We start from the raw sequence: 20,020 nt of genomic DNA on the forward strand, positions 1-20,020 counted from the left end.
ATGCCCAATTCCCAATGCCCAATTCCCAATTAGAATCGCTCACCAATCCCAAAGTGAATTCGATTGTCGCCAGTGTCGTTGATACCGTAATCGATCCGGATCGGCCCTAAAGGAGATTGAATCCGCACGCCGAGGCCGTAACCGTAACCGCTACCCGGCTTTCCGCGGATACCGGCAGGGTCGCCCGGGACCTCTTCGCCCGTGCCCAAGTCGGTGCCAGCATCCAAAAATAGCGCTCCGCCGATAAACGAAATAATCGGGAAACGGTACTCAACGCTGGCTTCTAGGAAGCTGCGACCTGCTCCCATGTCGCCTTCGTCGTATCCGCGCACCGAGTTCGCGCCCCCCAAGGCAAAGGCTTCGTAGGGAGGCAAATCTCCGAAGACGGTGCCGCCTCTAAAACTGAATGCCAGGGTTTGAGGGCCGGGGGTAAAGTTAGTGTACTTGACTGGTAGGTACAAGCTGTAGCTGGCCCGCAGGCGGTTTAACAGGATGCTGCCGGAACCTACAGGAATCGATTGTTCCATCCCAAACCTGAGCAGCGAACCGCTAGTGGGGCGGAGGGGGTCGTTGCGCCGATCGCGCACAACACCTGCTTGCAAAGTTGTCAAGTCATCCGAGCCCGAATCGCTAAAACTCAACAGGTTGCCGAGTTCGTCCTCGGACTCGCGCCTGCCTTTGCGATCGGTAATTGAGACTCGCTGGTACTGCAAGCCGACTGAAGCTGTCCACTCAGGATCTGCAAAAGGATTGCGCGACAGGGGACGGGTGAAATTGATGCCGGCACCGGTGCGGACGACGCGGGGTCGATCGTCGTTCGGCAATCTGACTTCCCGTTCCCCGCCGTCAAAAATCACGCTGATCGATCGTCTTCTAAACGCATTAATCGTATAAGAAGTCCGGTAAGGATCGCCCGCAATCCAGGGGTCGGTAAAACTCAGGTCAAACAACGTTTGGCGTTCCCCGATTTGTACTTCAGCCCCCAATTTCTGGTTCCTACCTCTCAAGTTTTGCTGCTGGTAACTCAGCGTACCGAACAAACCCGTAGCGGAACTCAAACCCGCACCCGCCGCCAGAGAACCGGTATTTTTCTCAATGACGTTGACAATTACCCTTGCCTTGCGGGGGTCAGTCGTTCCCGGTTCCAAGGCAAGTCGCACGTCTTCAAAAATTCCCAAACCAAACACCCGTCTCAAATCCCTTTCCGCCTTGGTGCGGTTAAAGATGTCTCCGGGCTTGAGTTCTACTTCGCGGGTGATGACAAACTGACGTGTGTTGCCTCCGATCGGCTGACCCGTGGCATCCGTTGACTCTCCCTCCTTGTTCAGGAAGCGGACATCAACGGATTCGATCTGGCCTTCTGCCACTACCAGGGTGACAGTGCCGTCGTCTGCTACTTGCGGGGCATCAGTGATTTGGCCCAAAACATAGCCGTTGTCTTGATACCACGCATTAATTTTTTTCACTCCCTCTTCAAAGCGGCGGAGGTTGAGAATTTTGCCGTATTGATCGCGGAAGCTTTCGTCAATTACGCTTTGGGGAAGCACTTGCTGACCGGTGATTGTCACTCCCCGCAGCACCGGATTTGGCTGCACAATAAAAGTCACCCGGACGCCCAACGGAGTGTCTTCCGGTACTGCCCGCACGTTTCTGAAAAAGCCCGTGGCAAAAATGGCGTTAATGTCTTGTTGCAGTTGGCTGCGGTTGGTCGTGCGTCCTGGTTGGGTGCTGATGACTCGGTAAATTTCGCTTTCCAGGTCGTCCGTCGCCCCGGTGACTGTAACTTCTGCAACTAGCACTTGCGGTTCTGCCGCCCCGGCGGGTGCGGGGGTTTGTCTGGGCTGCGGTGCTGGGCCAGGGGGTAATGGGGGAACGGTGTCAGCCGGCTGTCTGGTCGGGGCCGGTCTGGGGGTAACTTGGGCGTTTTGAGCGATCGTCCCTGATTCCTCTGGTTTCCCTAGCTCTGCTGCGATCCAGGCGGGCGTTACAGCCGCTTCCGATGGGGGGAGCGAGCTGTCCTGTTGCGCGTCTGGCAGGGCGTTTTGGCTGCTAGAGGCGGGGGAGGGGTTGGATGCTAGCTCGGGTTTGATTTCAAGGCTCAGAGGTGAAACCGGGGAGGGGGTGTCTCTGACTCGGTTTGGGGGATCATCGCGGTCGTCCTCTCCTCTGGCAGGGGCCTCCGCTATTTTTAGGGCTTCGGCTTTGCTGGTTTTAGCGGCTTTGCGGTTTTGAGGAGGGTTTTGGGTTAATTCTGGAATGGGGCGATCGGGTAATTCGATCGACGGGGCGGGCGGAAGGGCAGCCACAGCTTCCTCTGCTGATTCAGAGTAGGATGTTTGGCCACTTGCCGAATTTGATAACCCGAATGTTGCTGAGGCAGTAAAAACTGCCACCAATACAGCAGATAAACGCATTTTTGTTCACTTTTTTGGGCAATCCACACACCACATTAGTCATTATTCATTAGTCATTAGTCATTAGTTATATAAGTCGGTGGAATTTCGCGCTGACCGCTAATTGATGACTGTTGACCGCTGATTGCTGACATCGAAAACAGAAGGGTGACAAACTGTGCAATTCTAGCGCATTACCAAGGCCTCTAGACTTTCTGAGCGAGAACGCGTTGGAGAACTTGCTGGTAAGCGGTTTCTACCGATCCTAAGTCGCGGCGGAATCGGTCTTTGTCCATAACACGGGCGTCGGGGTCGGCTTCTGCGTTGTCCCAGAGGCGGCAGGTGTCGGGACTGATTTCGTCGGCGAGGATCAGATTTTGATGTTGGTCGATCCCGAATTCTAGTTTGAAGTCTACCAGGGTGATGCCACACTGGCTGAAAAATTCTTTGAGTATTTCGTTAATTTCGCGGGCGGCGATTTCTAGTTGGTCTACTTGTTCGGGGGTGGCTAACTGCATTAGCAGCAGCCTGTCGCGGGTCAGCAGCGGGTCTCCCAAATCGTCGTTTTTGTAATAAAACTCCACCAGCGGGGGATTGACTATTGTGCCGAGGGCGAGTCCGGTCTGCTTGCAAAGACTGCCGGCGGCAATGTTTCTGACTACGACTTCCAAGGGCAAGATTTGGACGCGACAGACTCGCATTTGGTTGGGGGCCGGCGTGTCGATGAAGTGGGTGGGAATGCCTTTGGCTTCTAGCATCCGAAACAGGTGGGCGGATACGGCGCAGTTGATTTCGCCTTTGCCGACGATGCTGCCGCGTTTCTGGGCGTTAAAGGCTGTGGCGTCGTCTTTGAAGTGGGTCAGCAAAATTTCGCTGTCTTCGGTGGAGTAGAGGATTTTGGCTTTGCCTTCGTAGAGTTTGCGATCGGCTGACATGGCGATTAATAATGTAGATGAGTTTTAGATTTTACCGTAGCTCGATCGGGCGTTATTGGCGAGTTTTTGGATCTCGGCTGCGCCACTCAGAGCATGAGGGGCGAGTACACCTGCAGGTAGATCCCGCGAGCGGCCCAACCATAAATGATTCTTGACAAACGACAATAGAGATTAAACCTGCTGGGTTCGCGATCCGTGCTGACTAAACCTTACCAACGAGACGGGCGCTTAAAAAACATCTATAAAATGGCTGATTTATGCAAGACAAAAAAATTCATATTCTTTTGGTAGAAGATGATGAGGTTGATGTGATGAACGTCCGGCGAGCTTTCAAAAAAAATAACATCGTCAACCCCCTCTACATTGCTGCCAATGGATTAGAAGCTCTAGCTATATTACGTGGAGAAGCAAAAATAGATCCTCCCATGCCTCAAGCGCGCCGGTTGATTTTGCTGGACTTGAATATGCCGAGAATGAGCGGGATCGAGTTTTTGCAAGAATTGCGACTGGATGAATGTTTGAGGTCGATTCCAGTAATCGTCCTCACAACTTCTAATGAAGATAGAGATAAAGTAAAAGCTTATAATTTGAATGTAGCGGGTTATATTCTTAAACCCGTTACTTTTTCTAACTTTGTGGAAGTGATGGCTACCCTCAACAGATACTGGATGCTAAGCGAAATTCCCTAAAATTGGGAAAATTTAATAAAAAATTTATTTTTTGATCTGGCTTGGTGATTTTTCAGCGCTGCCGTTATTTTAATTCCTTTTTCCAGACTGCAGCTTTTTCGGAGTAATCCACAATTCGGTTGTTATGGACAAAATTCTCACAATTCTGATAGTTGATGACGATGCAGTCGATCGAATGGCGATCAAACGTTCGCTCAAGTCCGCTGGTGTTTCGGCAGAAGTTACTGAAGCAGAAGACTGCGCGGATGCCCTGGCCCAACTCTCGGTCAGCAAAAATTCTATGCAGGCTACCACGAAACTCTCCAAACCAAATAAATCTCAACCTTTAAGCGAGGTTGAGGAGACCGAAAAAGGGCTGCTATTAAATCAAATATTTGAGTGCAAATTTGACTGCGTATTGCTCGACTACGGATTGCCGGACGGTGACGGACTGAGTTTAGTAAAATATCTACGAGAAGCTGGGCTGAAAGTTCCCTTAATTGTGCTCACAGGTCAAGGCGACGAACAAATTGCTGTGGAATTAATGAAGGCAGGAGCTTCTGATTATATCGCTAAAAACAAGCTTTCTCCCAAAAGTTTGTCTCGCAGTTTGTCCAATGCGATGCGCGTTTACCGCGCAGAATTTCAGGCGTTTCATACCAGTCAAAAGCTCAAGGAAAGTGAGGAACGATACAGGTTAGTTTTAGAGGGAGTGAACGACGGAATTTGGGATTGGGATTTAAGTAAAAATGAGGTTTATTGGAACGATCGCCTTTTGGAAATTATCGGTTTGTCGCGAAAGCAATTTGGCAGGACTATGGACGCTCTATACAACCGCCTGCACCCCGATGACAAGGAGGGAATTGTCGCGGCGATCGCCGCTCACTTAGAACAAGAAATAGACTATAATGTAGAATTTCGGCTGCTACACTCGAACGGTGTTTACCGCTACTGTACTTCTCAGGGAAAAGCTCAGCGGAATTCCCAAGGAAAACCGCTGCGAATGGCAGGCATGATTAGCGACATTACTGAGCGGAAACAGGCGGAAGACGCTCTGGAAAGGGAACGGCAGCAACTGAGACAAATTATTACTTGCGTGCCTGTAGCAATGGCGATGTTCGATACACAAATGCGCTATATGGCTAACTCTAAAAAATGGGTTAGTCAATTTAATTTAAACTTGCCGTCTCTGAATAATTTTAGCCATTACGAATTGTTTCCAGATACACCGAATCGCTGGAAAGTAATGTACCAAGAAGTGCTCAAAGGCAAGGTAGTTTCTGTGAGCGAAGATGCCTGGGAACGAGCCGACGGATCGGTTCTGTACCTGCGGTGGGCTGCTCACCCTTGGTACGATCCAGACGAGAAAGTCGGGGGAATCGTGATGGTTGCCGACAAGATTAATGAGTTGGTGGAAGCGCGGGAAACTGCCTTAGAAGCTAGCCGGGTGAAGTCGCAATTCTTGGCGAACATGAGTCACGAAATTCGCACTCCGATGAATGGGGTTTTGGCAATGGCTCAATTGCTGCTGCGCGCTCCTCTAGAACAGAAACAGCGGGACTGTGCTCAGACGATTTACCGCAGTGCTGAGCATTTGCTGAATGTTATTAATGATATCCTCGATTTCTCTAAAATTGAAGCTGGAGAAATGCGACTGGAAAAGGCTAATTTTGATTTGGATAGTTGCGTTGAGTCGGTGATAGAAATTATAGCGCATTTGGCCGAAGAAAAAGGTATTGAATTGAATATTTTAGTTGACAGCTCAGTGCCGAGAAAGTTGGTGGGCGATTTGGGCAGATTGAAGCAAGTTTTGCTGAATTTGACGGGTAATGCCATAAAATTTACCGATCGCGGTCAAGTTCTAGTTCACGTAACTGTGAAACAGGGCAACCGACGGGCCGACGGTAGACAAGAAGCAAGATTGCTATTTTCGGTGCGGGATACTGGCATTGGAATTTCGGTCCAAGGGCAAACAAAGCTGTTCCAATCTTTTTCTCAGGTAGACGATTCTCCTACTAGGCCTTACGGCGGGACGGGTTTGGGTTTGGCTATTTGTAAGCAGTTAGTGGAGATGATGTCCGGCGAGATTGGAGTTCGCAGTTTGCTAGGCAGCGGTTCGACTTTTTGGTTTACGGTACCTTTGGAAAAACAGTTGCCAGTGGAGCCTCAAGATCCCGAACTTGCGGGCAAGAAGCTGTTAGTAGTCTCTGGAAGTGCTTTGAGGAGGGCAGCGGTGCGATCAATCGCTCAAAGTAGGGGTGCGCGCTGCGACGAGGCAGAAACTGCTGCTGAGGCTTTTAGTTGGTTTAAAAATGCCCAAGGCAGGATTTCTCAGAATTCGGGAGAGGGTGGAAAAAGCTGGGATGTGGTGCTTGTGGACTTGCAAATGCCGGAGTTGGATGCAGAGGAATTTGCTAGGAAAGTGCGATCGACCTCGACAGTTGGGTCGTTAATCGCCATGACTGGTTTGCGAGAACAGCCGAAGGCTGAATCGCTTTGCAGTCGGGGTTTTAACGGATATTTGATCGAGCCGGTGCGACCAAGCCGCCTGCTTGAGGCTTTGCAGGCGCCGGTGAAGGGAACGGGCGAGTTTGGGAGAGTGGAGGCTGCTAATACTTGCAAGTTGCCGCCAGTTAATTCTCAATATGTTACTCCGAATTCGCTGTCATCGCTGAGAATTTTGGTGGCGGAAGACCACCCGATCAATCAACAAGTTCTTGTCGAACAGTTGGCAGTTTTAGGCTATCAGGCTGACTGCGTGGTCAACGGTCAAGAAGCGCTGGATTTGCTGGCAAAAAAAAGCTATGATTTAGTGCTGATGGACTGTCAAATGCCGGTACTTGATGGTTACAAAACGGCGCAAAAGTTGAGGCAAATCGAAGGAAGCGATCGGCATACTTTTGTGATGGCTTTAACTGCTCATGCTATGCCGGGGGAACGAGAAAAGTGTCTGGCGGCGGGGATGGACGATTATCTCAGCAAACCTGTAGATTTAGATGCTTTGGCGGCGGCCCTGAAAAAGTATGAAGCCCTAAATGTTCAGGGTGAAAATAAGTATGGAGTTAAAAGTATAAATTCGGAAAATAAATCTCACTTAGCAACAAATTATACAGAAGTTATGGAAAAAGCGCAGGTTGTAGCTCTGCCGACACCAAGGGCGATCGCACTTCAAACTTGGGAACATAGAGACTACGACGGACTGTTCGACAAGAGCAGATTGGAGCAACTCGGACGAGTCAATATTAAATTGCCAGAGCGACTTTTGCAAGCTTTTGTGGCAGACGCTCAAGCTGATATCGCTGCGGCCAAACTAGCCGTAGAAGCTAAAGATTGGCAAGCTGTGGAATATCAAGCCCACCGTCTCAAAGGAACTTCTGCTAATGTGGGAGTTGCTTTGATGTCGGATTTGGCCGCACAATTGGAGCATCAAGCGCGATGCTTTCAATCTGAAACACCAGAGGTGGAATTGTTAAATATTGAGAGGATTGAGAATATATTAGTGAGTTTGTCCAGTCATTTAGCCCTGGTTCAAGAATTTGTGGAAACTCGAATGTTGGGTTAATATCTTACTCGCTCGTAGTCAATCGTAGTCGGCGATAAAAATCGCCATTACAAAAACGAAGTCCCTCTCTAAGAGACTAAGAAATAAAGCGGTACGGTACGGAGTGTGCATCATACATATAGAAATTATAGGTAAATTTTGTTGGTTTCTTCACTCCCTGTCCTCTGCGTTCTCTGCGGTTAATTAAAAAAATAATTAATTTAGCTATGAATTACGATACCAGTACAAACAATATCTTAGAGATCAATTCCTTAGAAAATCATGAAGAAATGCTTACGCCTTTGAGGGTTTTTGCTCAGGAAGTTTTAGTGTATGAAAACAAGGCGGTTGGTGAGCAAAAATCGGTAAATGCTGTGCCGTCCCCCCCCGAAGAAATCAATAATTTTTGTGTTGAGAATCTCCTAGCAAAAGTGGCTCGCTGCTGTCGGGAAAGCAAGGTTGGAAAAAAATTACCGACCGCTTTTTACGTTCACGTTTCGGCTTTGCAGACACTCAACCCTGTCCTCGGAATCTACGAAAGTTGTGCCAGACGCACTCTGGAAAATATTGATGAAGCAACTTTAGTTAAAATTTCACTCCATCAACCTAAAATATCTTATCTTTTTTACCCAGATTTCGATACAGATGCTCATCCTGGTTTGCAAACCAGCATCCAGATTAATCTAGCAACTGGGGAAGTTAAATATTTCGATTACAGCAACAGCGAAAATCCCCCTGTTTTGCACCGTAAGGAAACTTTTGTAGCAGCAGATTATCCCCATTACGAAAAGTTTTCGAGGCTGACTCGCTGCGAGGAAAAGTGGGGGCTGCTTGACAATACTAGCGTTATCGGCACTCGCGAGGGTTGGCTCAAATATTTGGGATATTGCGGTGTGGAAATCCAAGATCATACTGTTGTCGAGCGTTTGAAACAGGAGAATAGTGAGCTATCAATTCCTAAAATCGAGCGACACAAAGCTGCAATGGTACGCAATTCGCTTTCTAAACCTCTGCGTCTGGTTTTAGAAGCAGATTTAGCGAGGGACGGGGCTACTTTTTTTGATTACGGTTGCGGTTACGGCGGGGATATTAAATATATTGCACAAGAGGGTTATGCTATCTCTGGTTGGGACCCATACTATCAGCCGGATACTCCGCGAATTTGTGCTGATATTGTGAATATTGGTTACGTGATTAATGTCATTGAATCTTTGGCGGAACGCCGAGAAGCTTTGCTGAATGCTTGGGAATTAACTAAGAATTTATTAGTTGTAGCAGCTCAGGTTTTGATTGACGATCGCCAACAAGGTCAAATTGTTTACGGGGATGGGGTGATTACTTCTCGGAATACTTTTCAGAAGTATTACGAACAAGAAGAGTTGAAGGTTTATATCGACCAAGTTTTGAGTGTGGATGCAATTCCTGTTGCTTTGGGGATTTATTTTGTGTTTCGGGATGCTGCGGAGGGTGAAGGTTTTCGTGCTTCTCGGTTTCGATCGCACTTATCGACTCCCAGAGTGCGATCGCAAGTTAAGCGGTTTGAGGATTATGCGGAAATGCTGGCTCCTTTGATGGCTTTTGTGAGCGATCGGGGCCGCCTTCCAGTTAAAGGCGAATTAGCCGAAGAATCGCCAATTAAGGAGGAATTTCACAGTTTTAATCGCGCTTGGAGGGTGATTTTGCAAGCAACGGATGCGGATGATTGGGAGAAAATCGCCGACAAGCGCCGCCAGGATTTGCTGGTGTATCTGGCTCTGATCGGTTTGGGCGATCGGCCTTCAATGCGCCGACTCCCAGCTCAAATCCGCAACGACATCAAAGGTTTGTTCGACAATTATCAAAAAGCTTGCACTTTGGCTGATTTAATGCTGTACAGTTTGGGCAAAGCTGATATTGTTGCGGATTGCTGCGAAGATAGTGCGATCGGCTACAAACAGCCCGGTACTCTTTCAGTTCACGTCTCTGCATTAGAAGAACTAGACCCTTTGCTCAGGCTTTACGAAGGCTGCGCCAACCGCACAATTGGCAGACTTGACGGCGCGACAATCATCAAATTTTACGCTCGCAAACCGCAGATTTCCTATTTATTTTATCCCGATTTTGACACTAACCCCCATCCCGCCCTTCACACTTCTATGCACATAGATTTGCGCGACCTTTCTGTCAGTTATCAAGATTATTCTGATGTGTACAACCCGCCAATTTTAGTGAGAAAAGAAGCTTTTGTTACTGCGAGTTATCCCCATTATGACAAGTTTGCGAAACTCACCCGCCAAGAAGAGAAGTTAGGGATTCTCGATCTTGGCGTAGTTAAAAAACATCGGGAATGGGTGAAGTGTTTGGAGGAAAACTGCGTTAAAATTAAGGATCATAAGTTGTTTTGGCGATCGAATGCTGACCCAGAAAAGTTGAAAATGCTGCAAAAAGCTGCCTCGGAACGTCAGCAGAAAAAGATTGAGGTAAATGGGGGAAAGATTGAACAAACCGTAGAGGGTACAGAGAGAACAAAGGATGGAAAAAAGGTTCAGATTGAAGCAGTTGAGGATGGTACTGTTACAATCGAAACCTTGAATTAGAGAGGGGCGATCGGGTAAGGATCGGTCTAACAATGCTCAGGTATAAAAGAGAGATTCGGAGGTTTTTTCATGAAAATAATTTGGGAAAGAATTGATAATTGGCTGGCAGCCAATGCACCTCAAGTGCTGAAAAGTCTCAGACCGGGCGCTACTGATGAGGAGATCGATCGAGCAGAAGCATTCTTTGCTGTAGAGTTTCCCGAAGATTTCAAGCTGTCTTACCGCGTGCATAACGGTCAGGATGAAGAATCTTATTCCCTGTTCCCCAACTTGGAGTTCCTCTCTCTCCAAAGCGCGATCGAAATATCTGAAAAATGGCAGGATTGTTCAGACGATAATTTTAGGTGCGATCGTGACAACATTTTTGAAGGAATCTGGAACGGTTGGTGGAACCAGAATTGGATTCCATTTACAATGGAAAGCAATGGTGCTTGCAACTGCGTAGATTTAGCTCCAGCAGCAGGCGGAAATTTTGGACAAGTCATTATTGTAGAGTGGCAGGAGGCTACCCGATGGCTTATTGCACCTAATTTTCGAGTTTATCTGGAGGCCTTTGCAGATGCACTAGAACGAAGAGAATATTGGTTTTCTGAGAATGGTTATGGGTTAGTCGATCTAGTTGACTTTGAAATACTCGATCGCGCAGTTGATACTGATCGATACCGCCCATAAACTGCACCCAGCGCCTGAGCCGTTTGCTAAAGTGCTGTTACCTGTCTACCAATCATCTAACTAAAAAAACGTATTGACCTTGTAAATACATTTTACCTATACTAGGGAGCATGAATGTATACTTCGTACTCAATGGCATTACCTTTGTATGGGACGACTCAAAAGCGTGGATCAATCCCACAAATCATGATGGGGTTACTTTTTAACAAGCTGCTGAATCCTTCTTTGACCCATTTCTAGTTGTCGTTGATGCCAGCGGCAATGAGGAAGCGCGTGATGCTGTGATTGGGCTAGGTAGTCGGTGGAATCTACTGTATGTGGTTCACATTGAGCGTGAAGAAAATGTCATTCGGATTATTTCAGCACGTAAAGCAACTCGTCAGGAGAGGGCAGAGTATGAAGGTTGAAGCATTAATGTCGAGTGTCAAATTATTTGTCCCCGTGGACAGGTTACTGCCCGTTTGACAAATAATTTGACACTTGACACCTGAAACTATTGATTTACAAAGCGTTAAGAGTAGTGCGGATAAAAGGACTTGAACCTTCACTCCTTTCGGAACCAGAACCTAAATCTGGCGCGTCTGCCAATTTCGCCATATCCGCATTTTGACATTTAAATACTATAGCACACAACAGAGCGATCGATCAATCTATTTTAGATTTTAGATTTTAGATTGAAGGAAGCGACCCACTGATAAATCCGCAGGGTGATGAGCAAATTGCTCGATCGCCCAACATCGAGAAACCCGGTCATTTTTGGACACCGGGTTCAATCATGAGTTATCGTCACAGCCATTTTCCGTAATTTTCACTTGTCACTTACTTTTGGCCGAGCGCCTTCCAGGTTGTTTCGTCCACCATGCCGTTAGCCATTAAACCCTTATACTCCTGAAATTTCTTGACAGCCGTAGCAGTGCGAGCGCCAAAAATGCCGTCGATGGGGCCCGGATCGTAACCCTGTATTTCCAAACGCACCTGTAACGTCTTCACCTTGGAACCGACAGCGCCTTTATTTAGAAGAGTTGGAGGATTGCCGGGAACAGCAGCATTGCTCAGAATTGGAGGAGTGCTCTGCACAGTTTCAGAAGCTGATGCCGGATCTGCTGCTAAAGCTGTCCAAGTTTCTTTGTCCACAATGCCATCTGCGTTCAAACCTTTAGACTGCTGAAAGGCACGAACCGCCGATGTAGTGCGAGAGCCATAGGTACCGTCGATCGTCCCCACCTTGAAACTGTGCACCTGCAACCGTTGCTGTATGGCTGCAACTTCTGGCCCGTCAGCTCCCGCCGAGATAGTTTTTTCCTTTCTCACTGGCGGCTGCTCGCCGGCGTAAAAAGGCTTGTTAAACATATCTGCTTGGGACTTTCCGTCGGGCGATGCTGAGGCACCCGGATCGGCGGGAGCCGTAAAGTCTCTGCGGTACTGTTCCTGCACCAAGGGTTCGGAGTCAAAAGCAGCAATTGCCTTTCGGGTTAAGCCGGGAGCTAGCAGAGCGATCAAGCTGAAAATCGTAACAGTAGTCACACGCATAAATTTCATCCTGTTAGTGAGGTTTGACAAGGTATCGCTGTTTTCATGTTTCTAAATCTAATTGTATTACCCGGACTGCTTTCTGAGACATATAGCAAAAGGAAGAAGGAACAAGGCCATTTCACTTGGCGATCGGGTAACAAAAAGTCCGAGGGAAGGGGTAATAGACCGCATTGGTTTGAGCCATTAAGAAAGTTCTAAGCGTCTGGCGCGGTTGCTATATCTGCCCCGGTCTCTAGAATTTCAGCAATCGGGACACCAGCACTCACAAGTTACCTGTTAGAAGTAGGGGCCGGTTCGCACTATTCCTAATAAACCCGCTTGATTCCGAGATGTTTCGTTACCAAAGCTCATATTCTCGTATAAACCACGTCTTTTAGCCTCAGTCTTATGGTACAAAACGTGCCGTCATTCACAAATCTTTACAGGCGAATTTTCTACAAAGTTGATCTATGAAAAGCGAAGTTTTTTCCTTCAATCTCCCCGTAATATCAATTTCGGTTGTATGGGAATTATTAAACCCCTCTTGACGCAGAGGATACAGAGAAAGAAAAGAGAGAGAGGAAGAATTCCGATACCAAGGGATTTCATGTAAAAAGCCAAACTCGCGACTTATCGATTTGCGTGTTCTGCCAATAAAGCCTTTGCTCTTGGCTTGTAAATGAGATAAAACAGCGATTCTAGGTAGCGGAGCATATCTTCGCGGTTTTCTTTGGACGAGTAGTTCCAAAAACCGTAAGTCCGCGCCAGCGTCAGCAGCCTGGTAGTATGAATTTTCCAGGTATACGTGCTGTAAACTCGGTCAATTCCTCGCGTTGAAATTTCATACCAATAGTTGGGATTGTGTTCGCATTTAGATAAAAAATCTAGAAGTTTTTGGGCAGTCTCCTGGTGGTGGATCGGGTTGATATAAAACCCATTTACGCCATCTTGAATGATTTCCAGCGGGCCGCCAAACTGCGTCCCGAAAGTGGGAATCCCGGTAATCATTGCTTCGAGAATTGTCAACCCGAAAGCTTCAAATAATGCTGGCTGAACAAATATACCTTGGGTGTCGGCGATTACCCGGTAGATTTCGCCGGACAGGCTTTTGGAAAGCCTCACTCCCAGCCAGCGAATTTTACCGTGGAGGTTGTATTGGTCGATAATAGCGTAGAGCTTTTTAATTTCTTCTGCTTCTTCGTAGTCTTCGGTTTCTTCGACCCGCAGCTTGCCAGCTACTAGAATTAAGTTGCATTTTTCTTGCAACTCCTGGCTTTTTCCGAACAATTCTGCTAAGCCTGTCAGGTTTTTAATGCGATCGAGCCGGGCGATCGAAAATAAAGGGCGCTTTTGCGGGTAGTCGAGTTTGCCAAAGACTTGTTCGGGGTCTTCTAGAGTAAACAGCAGTTCGTTGAGCCGATCGCGATCCTCTTGCACCCGGTCTTCTATCCGGGTATAGGGAAAATACACACTTTCGTTGACTCCCGGCGGCACGACGTTGAATTTAGGGCTGAACAGTTCAATCCCGTTCACAACGTGGTACAAATCCGGCATCGTAAAACAATGGTAAGATTCGTACTGACCGACACTATCGGGTTGGCCGACAATCTCTTGATAGGTGCTGGTGACAATACAATTAGCTGCATTCATGGCAATTATATCAGCCGTAAATTGCAGCGCAAAATGGTATTTTTCCTCGGATTCTTGCCAGTAGAGATTGCTTAACAAATATTTAGATTTTTCCAGCGCATGGGCAATATTGCACTGAGTAGTTTTGAGTTTGCGAGACAGCAAAAACGCTACCAAGTTGCCGTCGGAATAGTTGCCGACTATTAAATCTGGCTTGCCCTGAAACTCAGCCAGCAGTTCTTTTTCGGAATCGATCGCGTAAGTTTCCAAATAAGGCCAAATCTCGAATCTCGAAATCCAATTTTGAGTCAGTTTGGGATTGAACTCGCGGAATGGAACCCGCAAAATCCAAGCATTTTCTGTGCCGTGAACTTTTTCCAAACGTTCGTTGCAGCGCGTGCCGTCGCTGTTAGGAATTAACCGGGTGAGAATAATTACTTTAGGTTTTACTCCTAAACTATCGAGACCGGCCAGATGAATATCTTCTTGCAGTTGTTTCTCTAAACTCTTCGCTTGATCGAGAACATATACTACTTGCCCTCCCGTATCCGGCCGCCCCAAAACTCCTTCTTGGCCGAACCAGCCGTGAGGAGAAACTAGGACGATTTTGAAAATCATCGGGATACGAGAAATAAATGCTTCTAGGATTTGCGGATCGGGGGCATCAATTAATTCGTCAAGAAGTCCTAGGGTTTCATGCACGCGGGCGGCGGTATTTCCCCAACCTGCCTCGAAACCCATCATTTGCAGAACTAATCGAAATCTCTCGTAGGGTTCTTCTTCAGAAATATCGCTGACCAAGGTGAGGGCTTTTTTGATTTGTTCGGAAAGTTGTTCTTGGGATTTTATGCGATCGTTAATTAGTAATTGTACGCCGTTGTAGCGGTGAATGCCCAAGAAATTAAATAGAGTTTCCTGCGATTGTCTGGGGTCTTGAAACAGTTTGCTGGAAAGGTATCGGTTGAGGAATTGCACTCCTTTGCCGATGTTTTTGGGGTCGCGAATTGTGGGGGAATAATCGTAAAAAGGGCCGAAATCTAGTTCGAGAATGCCGCCTTCTTGGGGGTGAAAGTGGTTGACGAAGCGATCGCGCACGTCGAGCAATTCTTGCACTGTCATCTGCTCAACAGTCAAGTCGTCTGCAACTCGCACTATTTCCATTGTAGCAATTTTTGGTCGCAGCAGGACGCAAAGGCTGCCTTCTTCGAGAATAATTTCCTGAACGTAGTAAATGAGTTTGCTTAAAAGAGAAGATTGATGGAAATGTTCCTGCTTTTCGTATTTGGTGCAGTAGGCGGCAAAAGCGTTAACTATGTCGTTTCGCAGTAAATATGTGTTACCCAAAGCGCGTAAATCGCTGAGAAACTGACGCAACTCGGTTTTTTCGTCGCTGGCGATAACAGTCTGAAAGAGTTCAGACATACATACTCCCTTATTTAAGACTTGGGATTTCCGCTGTGGAATTAGGCGATACTCAAACAGTATCGCCCTTTGTTTTAAGCGGCTACTTTTTTTGTAATGTTAAAGTCTGCAAAGTGAAGTTGCTATCCCTCAAATGACATAAAACTCCCCGTATTTGTGGCGAATGTAACGGATAAATGGATCAATAGTTAAAGGTGAACCTGTAACCCGATCGATCAATTCGACAGCGGTGTATTTACGGCCGTGCTGGTAGATGTTTTGTTTGAGCCAGTCGTGGAGTACGGTAAAATTGCCCCGTTCTATTTCTACGGGAATTTCAGGATTGATTTTTACTGCTGTTTCGTAGAATTGGGCGCTCATCAAGTTGCCGAGGGTGTAACCTTGGAACATTCCGCCGATCGTACCAACATACCAGTGAACATCTTGCATCGCGCCTTCGCTGTCGGTAGCGGGGACAACGCCGAGGTCGGTTTTATAGCGTTCGTTCCAGGCTTCGGGGAGGTCTCGCACTGCTAGTTTTCCTTCTACCATGGCCAATTCTAGGTCAAAGCGGATGGCGACGTGGAGGTTGTAGGTTACTTCGTCGGCGTCGGTGCGGATGAGCGATCGCGAGACTTTGTTAATTGCCCGGTAAAATGCGTCAGTGGATACGTGTCCCAACTGTCGCAAAAATATGCCTTGGAGTTGCGGGTAGAAACATTCCCAAAAACCGCGGCTGCGCCCGACCAGATTTTCCCAAAGTCGCGATTGACTTTCGTGAACCCCGGAGGAAATGCCACCTGCCAGAAGCGTGCCTTCAAATTCCGGGGAATTTCCGAGTTCATAGAGGGCGTGTCCGGCTTCGTGGATGCTGCTGAATAGTGCTTGATCCAAGTGGTCTTCATAGACGCGGGTGGTAATTCGCACGTCGTCTATGGAGAAGTTGGTCATGAACGGGTGCAGGGTGGTGTCTTGCCGTCCCCGCTGGAAGTCGTACCCCATGCGTTCTACGACTTTGCGAGTGAATTCTAGTTGCTGGGATTCTGGGAAATTTTGGTGCAAGCAGGAGTCGTCGGCCGGTGGTTGGGAGGTGATGGCTTCAACTATCGGCACTAATTCTTGACGCAGTTGGGCGAAAAGCGGGCGCAGCAGGGATACTTTCATGCCGTAGTCGCTACGATCGATCAACGGATCGGCGATGTGTTCGTAACCGGGGAAAAAGTCAGCGTATTGCCTGCTTAATTCTAGGGTTTTTTCGAGATACGGCTCAACGGCTGCGAAGTTGTTGGCTGCCCTGGCAGCGGCCCAAGCTTCGTAGCAGTCGGCTTGGTGGCGGCAGAGTGCTGACATGAATGTTGCGGGGACTCTGGCGGCGCGATCGTAGTCTCTGCGCGCTATGCGGATCAGGCTGGCTGCGGTGGAGTCGTAGGGGAGGGTTTGTTCGTAGAAACGCAAGTCTTCTAGGAGTTCACCTATTTTTGGATCTGTAAATTTTTCGTGGGATATTTGTTTGAGAGTAGCCAACTGGCGGCCTCTGGCACTTGCACCTTTGGGGGGCATATAAGTTGATTGATCCCAATGCAGCAGCGACGAGGCTGATTCGATGTCGTTAACTTCTCTGAGGTGGGCTGCCAGTTGAGCGAATTTTGCTTGAGTTTTGTCTAGGGTTTGCATGATTGGGGTTTATGGTGCTGTTTTGCCTACAAAGGTTGCAGTGCGGCATCCGTATCCATCAATCATAGCTACCCTGAAATCAAGCTAAAAACCGCACTTCTTCCCGTATTGTAAGCAATTTAGAGTCATTTTTGCACAATTTCCGGTATTTCTGGGGATTAAGTTCGATCGCCTTAGATAAGTTTTCGATCGCCAGCCGGATGCTGGTAGCTACAAGTTCCTGGCTGTTTGTGAGCTCGCCTGCTTGTTTTTCCAGGGCGTACACGCAAGCTTTTTGATAGTACAGGTTGGGGTCGTCGGGTTTGAGTGCGATGATTTTATCGTAGGAGGCGATCGCTTCGGTAAATCGTTGAATTTTTTTGAGGGCGACGGCGCGGTTGTACCAGGCTTCGGTGTTGTGTGGCTGCAACTCTAAGGTTTTGTCCCAAGAGGCTATTGCTTCTTCAAAGCGCTGTAAGTTGGCGAAGGCTAAGCCGCGGTTGTAAAAGGTTTCGCTGTCGTTGGGCTTGAGTGCGAGGGCTTTGTCCCAGGATGCGATCGCAGCTTCAAATTCTCCCATTTGGGCGATCGCCGTGCCGCGTTTGTTCCAGGCTTCGGCGGAATTCGGCCGCAGTTGCAGGGTTTTGTCGTAGGAGGCGACGGCTTCCGGGTAGAGTTTTTCATCGGCTAGGGCTAAGCCGCGGTTGTACCAGGCTTGATGCAAGTCGGGTTTGAGTTCGATCGCTTTGTCGAAGGAGGCGATCGCGGCTGTATTTTGGTCGGATTTTCTCAGGGCAAATGCTTTGTTGTACCAAGCTTCGCAGTAGTCTGGTTTGATGGCTATGGCTTTGTCGTAGGAGTCGATCGCTTCTGACAATTTTTCTAAGCTGACGAGGGTGTTGCCGCGGTTCGTCCAAGCTTCGGGGTAGCTGGGGTTGAGTGCGATCGCCTTTTCGTAGGATGCGATCGCTTCTGAGAGTCTGTTGAGCTTCCGCAAAACGTTGGCGCGATTATACCACGCTTCGGGATTGTTGGGTTTGATTTGTAGGGATTTGTTGTAGGCTGCGATCGCTTCTTCTAGCTGGCCCAATTTTTTTAGGGCTACGCCTTGGTTGTACCAGGCTTCATAAAATTTTGGTTCAAGTTCGATCGCTTCTTCCCAAGATTCGATCGCAGCTTGGAATCGTCCCATTGCTTCTAGGGCGTTGCCGCGATCGTAAAATGTTTGAGCCTTTTGGGTGTTGACTGCTATGGATTTTTCCCCTGAGTCGATCGGCTTTTCTATGCTGGCTAATTTTTGCAAGGGGTTTCACCTCTTTATTTTCTGTCTAATTGATTCTTTTCTTTTTTGGCGTTGCTGATTTAGGGTATGAAGGGCTAAATATGCAAGTTAGAGAAACCAGTATCCACAAAGCTTCGGGATTTTCAAGTTATTTTTTTCATACCCTGATTAAGCAACGCCTCTTTTTTATATGCGATCTTTTTCGCCTTTGAGTGCTTTTGATCGATCCTATTTGGTTATTTATGGCAATTTTACAGGAATTTGGGAGCTTTTTCAATTTTTTTCATTATAATTCTAGAGTTTGGATTTGTAGGTATAGATTAATACTAATTTTTTATAGGACTGCGTAGAAAAGAGGAAAGGGCGATCGTACTGAGGTGTGACAAACCTCATCCAAGATATCATTTTCACGTAACCCTTGTGAGCGATAGGGGGTTGAAAGCGCCTCTTGTCAAGCCAAGTCCGCCTTTGCAGACTAATAAATAATAAGAGTATTTTTGATGCTGTAGCGGCGGGTTTTACCAAGAATAATTGTCTTCTAAAACCAACAATCTCATAAACCCGCCCCGCCCAAGGGCAAATCCCTATCCTTGAATCAAGGCTTGAAACCGAGTATGCGATCGAATGCTGTCAAAATCCGAGTCAGTTTTTGCCATTTCTCGCCATTCGTCAGGATTCAGATTGATGGCTTGCTGCCACTTCTGAATCGCTTGGTCAATTTGACTATGCAACGCATAACAGCAAGCTTTATTATAAAACGCAGATGTTTAATACTGTACCAGGCAAAGTGATCGCCTGGTTTGATTTCTAAGGCTTTGTCATAGGAGGCGATGGCTTCTTCTAATAAGCCTAAATAAAATAACCAGGCGATCGCTTTGCCTGGTTTGATTTCTAAGGCTTTGTCGTAGGAGACGAGCGCTTCTTCTAATAAGCCTAAATTACATAGTGCATGGCCCCGAAGGTACCAGAAAACGTGTAGATCTGGTTTGATTTCTAAGGCTTTGTCGTAGGAGGCTATCGCTTCTTCTAATAAGCCTAAATTACATAGGGTATGGCCCCGAATGTACCAGACAAGCTCTTGTAGATCTGGTTTGATTTCTAAAGCTTTGTCGTAGGAGGCTATCGCTTCTTCCAATTTTCCTAACTTATCTAGTGTATGGCCCCGATTGAACCAGCCTTCGTGTAAATCTGGTTTGATTTCTAAGGCTTTGTCGTAGGAGGCTATCGCTTCTTCCAATTTTCCTAACTTATCCAGTGTCCTGCCCCGATTAAACCAGTCTTCGTGTAAATCTGGTTTGATTTCTAAGGCTTTGTCGAAGGAGGCTATCGCTTCTTCCCATCTTCCTAGATTACCCAGTGCAATGCCCCGCTGGTGCCAGGCTGCGTCATCATCTGGTTTGATTTCTAAGGCTTTGTCGTAGGAGGCTATCGCTTCTTCCCATCTTCCTAAATTATTCAGTGCAATGGCCCGATTTTCCCAAGCAAAGTCATCATCGGGGTTGAATTCTAAAACTTTGTCGAAGGAGGCTATCGCTTCTTCCAATCTTCCTAAATTACCCAGTCCACAGCCACGATTGTTCCAGGCTTCCTGTAAATCTGGTTTGATTTCTAAGGCTTTGTCGTAGGAGGCTATCGCTTCTTCCCATCTTCCTAAATTACCCAATTTAATGCCCCGACTGTACCAGGCTTCCTGTAAATCTGGTTTGATTTCTAAGGCTTTGTCGTAGGAGGCTATCGCTTCTTCCCATCTTCCTAAAT

The 20,020-nt window shown here is 47.4% G+C and carries 12 protein-coding genes, 1 tRNA gene and 1 pseudogene; 5 read left to right on the forward strand and 9 right to left on the reverse strand.

Going from position 1 to position 20,020, the window contains the following annotated elements; genetic code table 11:
- Positions 1 to 29 precede the first annotated feature (29 nt).
- A complete protein-coding gene (locus QUA25_RS21745; protein WP_333041221.1) occupies positions 30 to 2,414 on the reverse strand; it encodes a BamA/TamA family outer membrane protein in 2,385 nt (794 codons plus the stop codon).
- Between the two features lie 185 nt (positions 2,415 to 2,599).
- Positions 2,600 to 3,328 carry a phosphoribosylaminoimidazolesuccinocarboxamide synthase gene (gene purC / locus QUA25_RS21750; RefSeq protein WP_333041222.1) on the reverse strand — a complete coding sequence of 243 codons (729 nt, stop codon included), beginning with the start codon at positions 3,326 to 3,328 and terminating at the stop codon, positions 2,600 to 2,602.
- Positions 3,329 to 3,585: 257 nt separating this feature from the next.
- Between purC and QUA25_RS21755 the strand changes: the two genes are divergently transcribed.
- The 5 genes and pseudogenes from QUA25_RS21755 to QUA25_RS21775 all read left to right on the forward strand — a co-directional run.
- On the forward strand, positions 3,586 to 4,017 hold the full coding sequence (locus QUA25_RS21755) for a response regulator (RefSeq protein WP_333041223.1): 432 nt from the start codon (positions 3,586 to 3,588) through the stop codon (positions 4,015 to 4,017).
- A gap of 124 nt (positions 4,018 to 4,141) precedes the next feature.
- A complete protein-coding gene (locus QUA25_RS21760; RefSeq protein WP_333041224.1) occupies positions 4,142 to 7,558 on the forward strand; it encodes a response regulator in 3,417 nt (1,138 codons plus the stop codon).
- 206 nt (positions 7,559 to 7,764) lie between these two features.
- Complete coding sequence (locus QUA25_RS21765) at positions 7,765 to 10,113, forward strand: DNA phosphorothioation-associated putative methyltransferase (RefSeq protein WP_333041225.1); 2,349 nt, start codon at positions 7,765 to 7,767, stop codon at positions 10,111 to 10,113.
- Between the two features lie 69 nt (positions 10,114 to 10,182).
- Positions 10,183 to 10,785: an SMI1/KNR4 family protein gene (locus QUA25_RS21770; protein ID WP_333041226.1), complete on the forward strand. Its 603-nt coding sequence runs from the start codon at positions 10,183 to 10,185 to the stop codon at positions 10,783 to 10,785.
- A gap of 221 nt (positions 10,786 to 11,006) precedes the next feature.
- Positions 11,007 to 11,192, forward strand: a pseudogene (locus QUA25_RS21775) (BrnT family toxin); the annotation flags it as partial.
- 114 nt (positions 11,193 to 11,306) lie between these two features.
- Here QUA25_RS21775 and QUA25_RS21780 read toward each other — a convergent pair.
- From QUA25_RS21780 to QUA25_RS21805, 7 genes are all read right to left on the reverse strand, one after another.
- Positions 11,307 to 11,388 (reverse strand) — tRNA-Leu (locus tag QUA25_RS21780).
- A gap of 216 nt (positions 11,389 to 11,604) precedes the next feature.
- The gene (locus tag QUA25_RS21785) at positions 11,605 to 12,315 is read right to left on the reverse strand and encodes a peptidoglycan-binding protein (protein ID WP_333041227.1); all 711 of its coding nucleotides are present in this window, start codon (positions 12,313 to 12,315) and stop codon (positions 11,605 to 11,607) included.
- Between the two features lie 612 nt (positions 12,316 to 12,927).
- Complete coding sequence (locus QUA25_RS21790; protein ID WP_333041228.1) at positions 12,928 to 15,348, reverse strand: sucrose synthase; 2,421 nt, start codon at positions 15,346 to 15,348, stop codon at positions 12,928 to 12,930.
- 129 nt (positions 15,349 to 15,477) lie between these two features.
- Positions 15,478 to 17,001, reverse strand: a complete 1,524-nt coding sequence (locus QUA25_RS21795; protein ID WP_333041229.1) for a carboxypeptidase M32 — start codon at positions 16,999 to 17,001, stop codon at positions 15,478 to 15,480.
- A 79-nt stretch (positions 17,002 to 17,080) separates the two neighbouring features.
- Positions 17,081 to 18,283 (reverse strand): tetratricopeptide repeat protein, encoded by a 1,203-nt coding sequence (locus QUA25_RS21800; protein ID WP_333041230.1) that lies wholly within the window; start codon positions 18,281 to 18,283, stop codon positions 17,081 to 17,083.
- A 563-nt stretch (positions 18,284 to 18,846) separates the two neighbouring features.
- The gene (locus tag QUA25_RS29555) at positions 18,847 to 18,993 is read right to left on the reverse strand and encodes a TPR end-of-group domain-containing protein (protein WP_445242246.1); all 147 of its coding nucleotides are present in this window, start codon (positions 18,991 to 18,993) and stop codon (positions 18,847 to 18,849) included.
- Positions 18,939 to 20,020, reverse strand: a 1,082-nt coding sequence (locus QUA25_RS21805) for a tetratricopeptide repeat protein (RefSeq protein WP_333041231.1), incomplete at its 5' end; no start/stop codon positions are given. The genes QUA25_RS21805 and QUA25_RS29555, both read right to left, overlap by 55 nt.

The organism is Microcoleus sp. Pol17C6 (genome assembly GCF_036701145.1).
Classification (GTDB): Bacteria; Cyanobacteriota; Cyanobacteriia; order Cyanobacteriales; family Microcoleaceae; genus Microcoleus.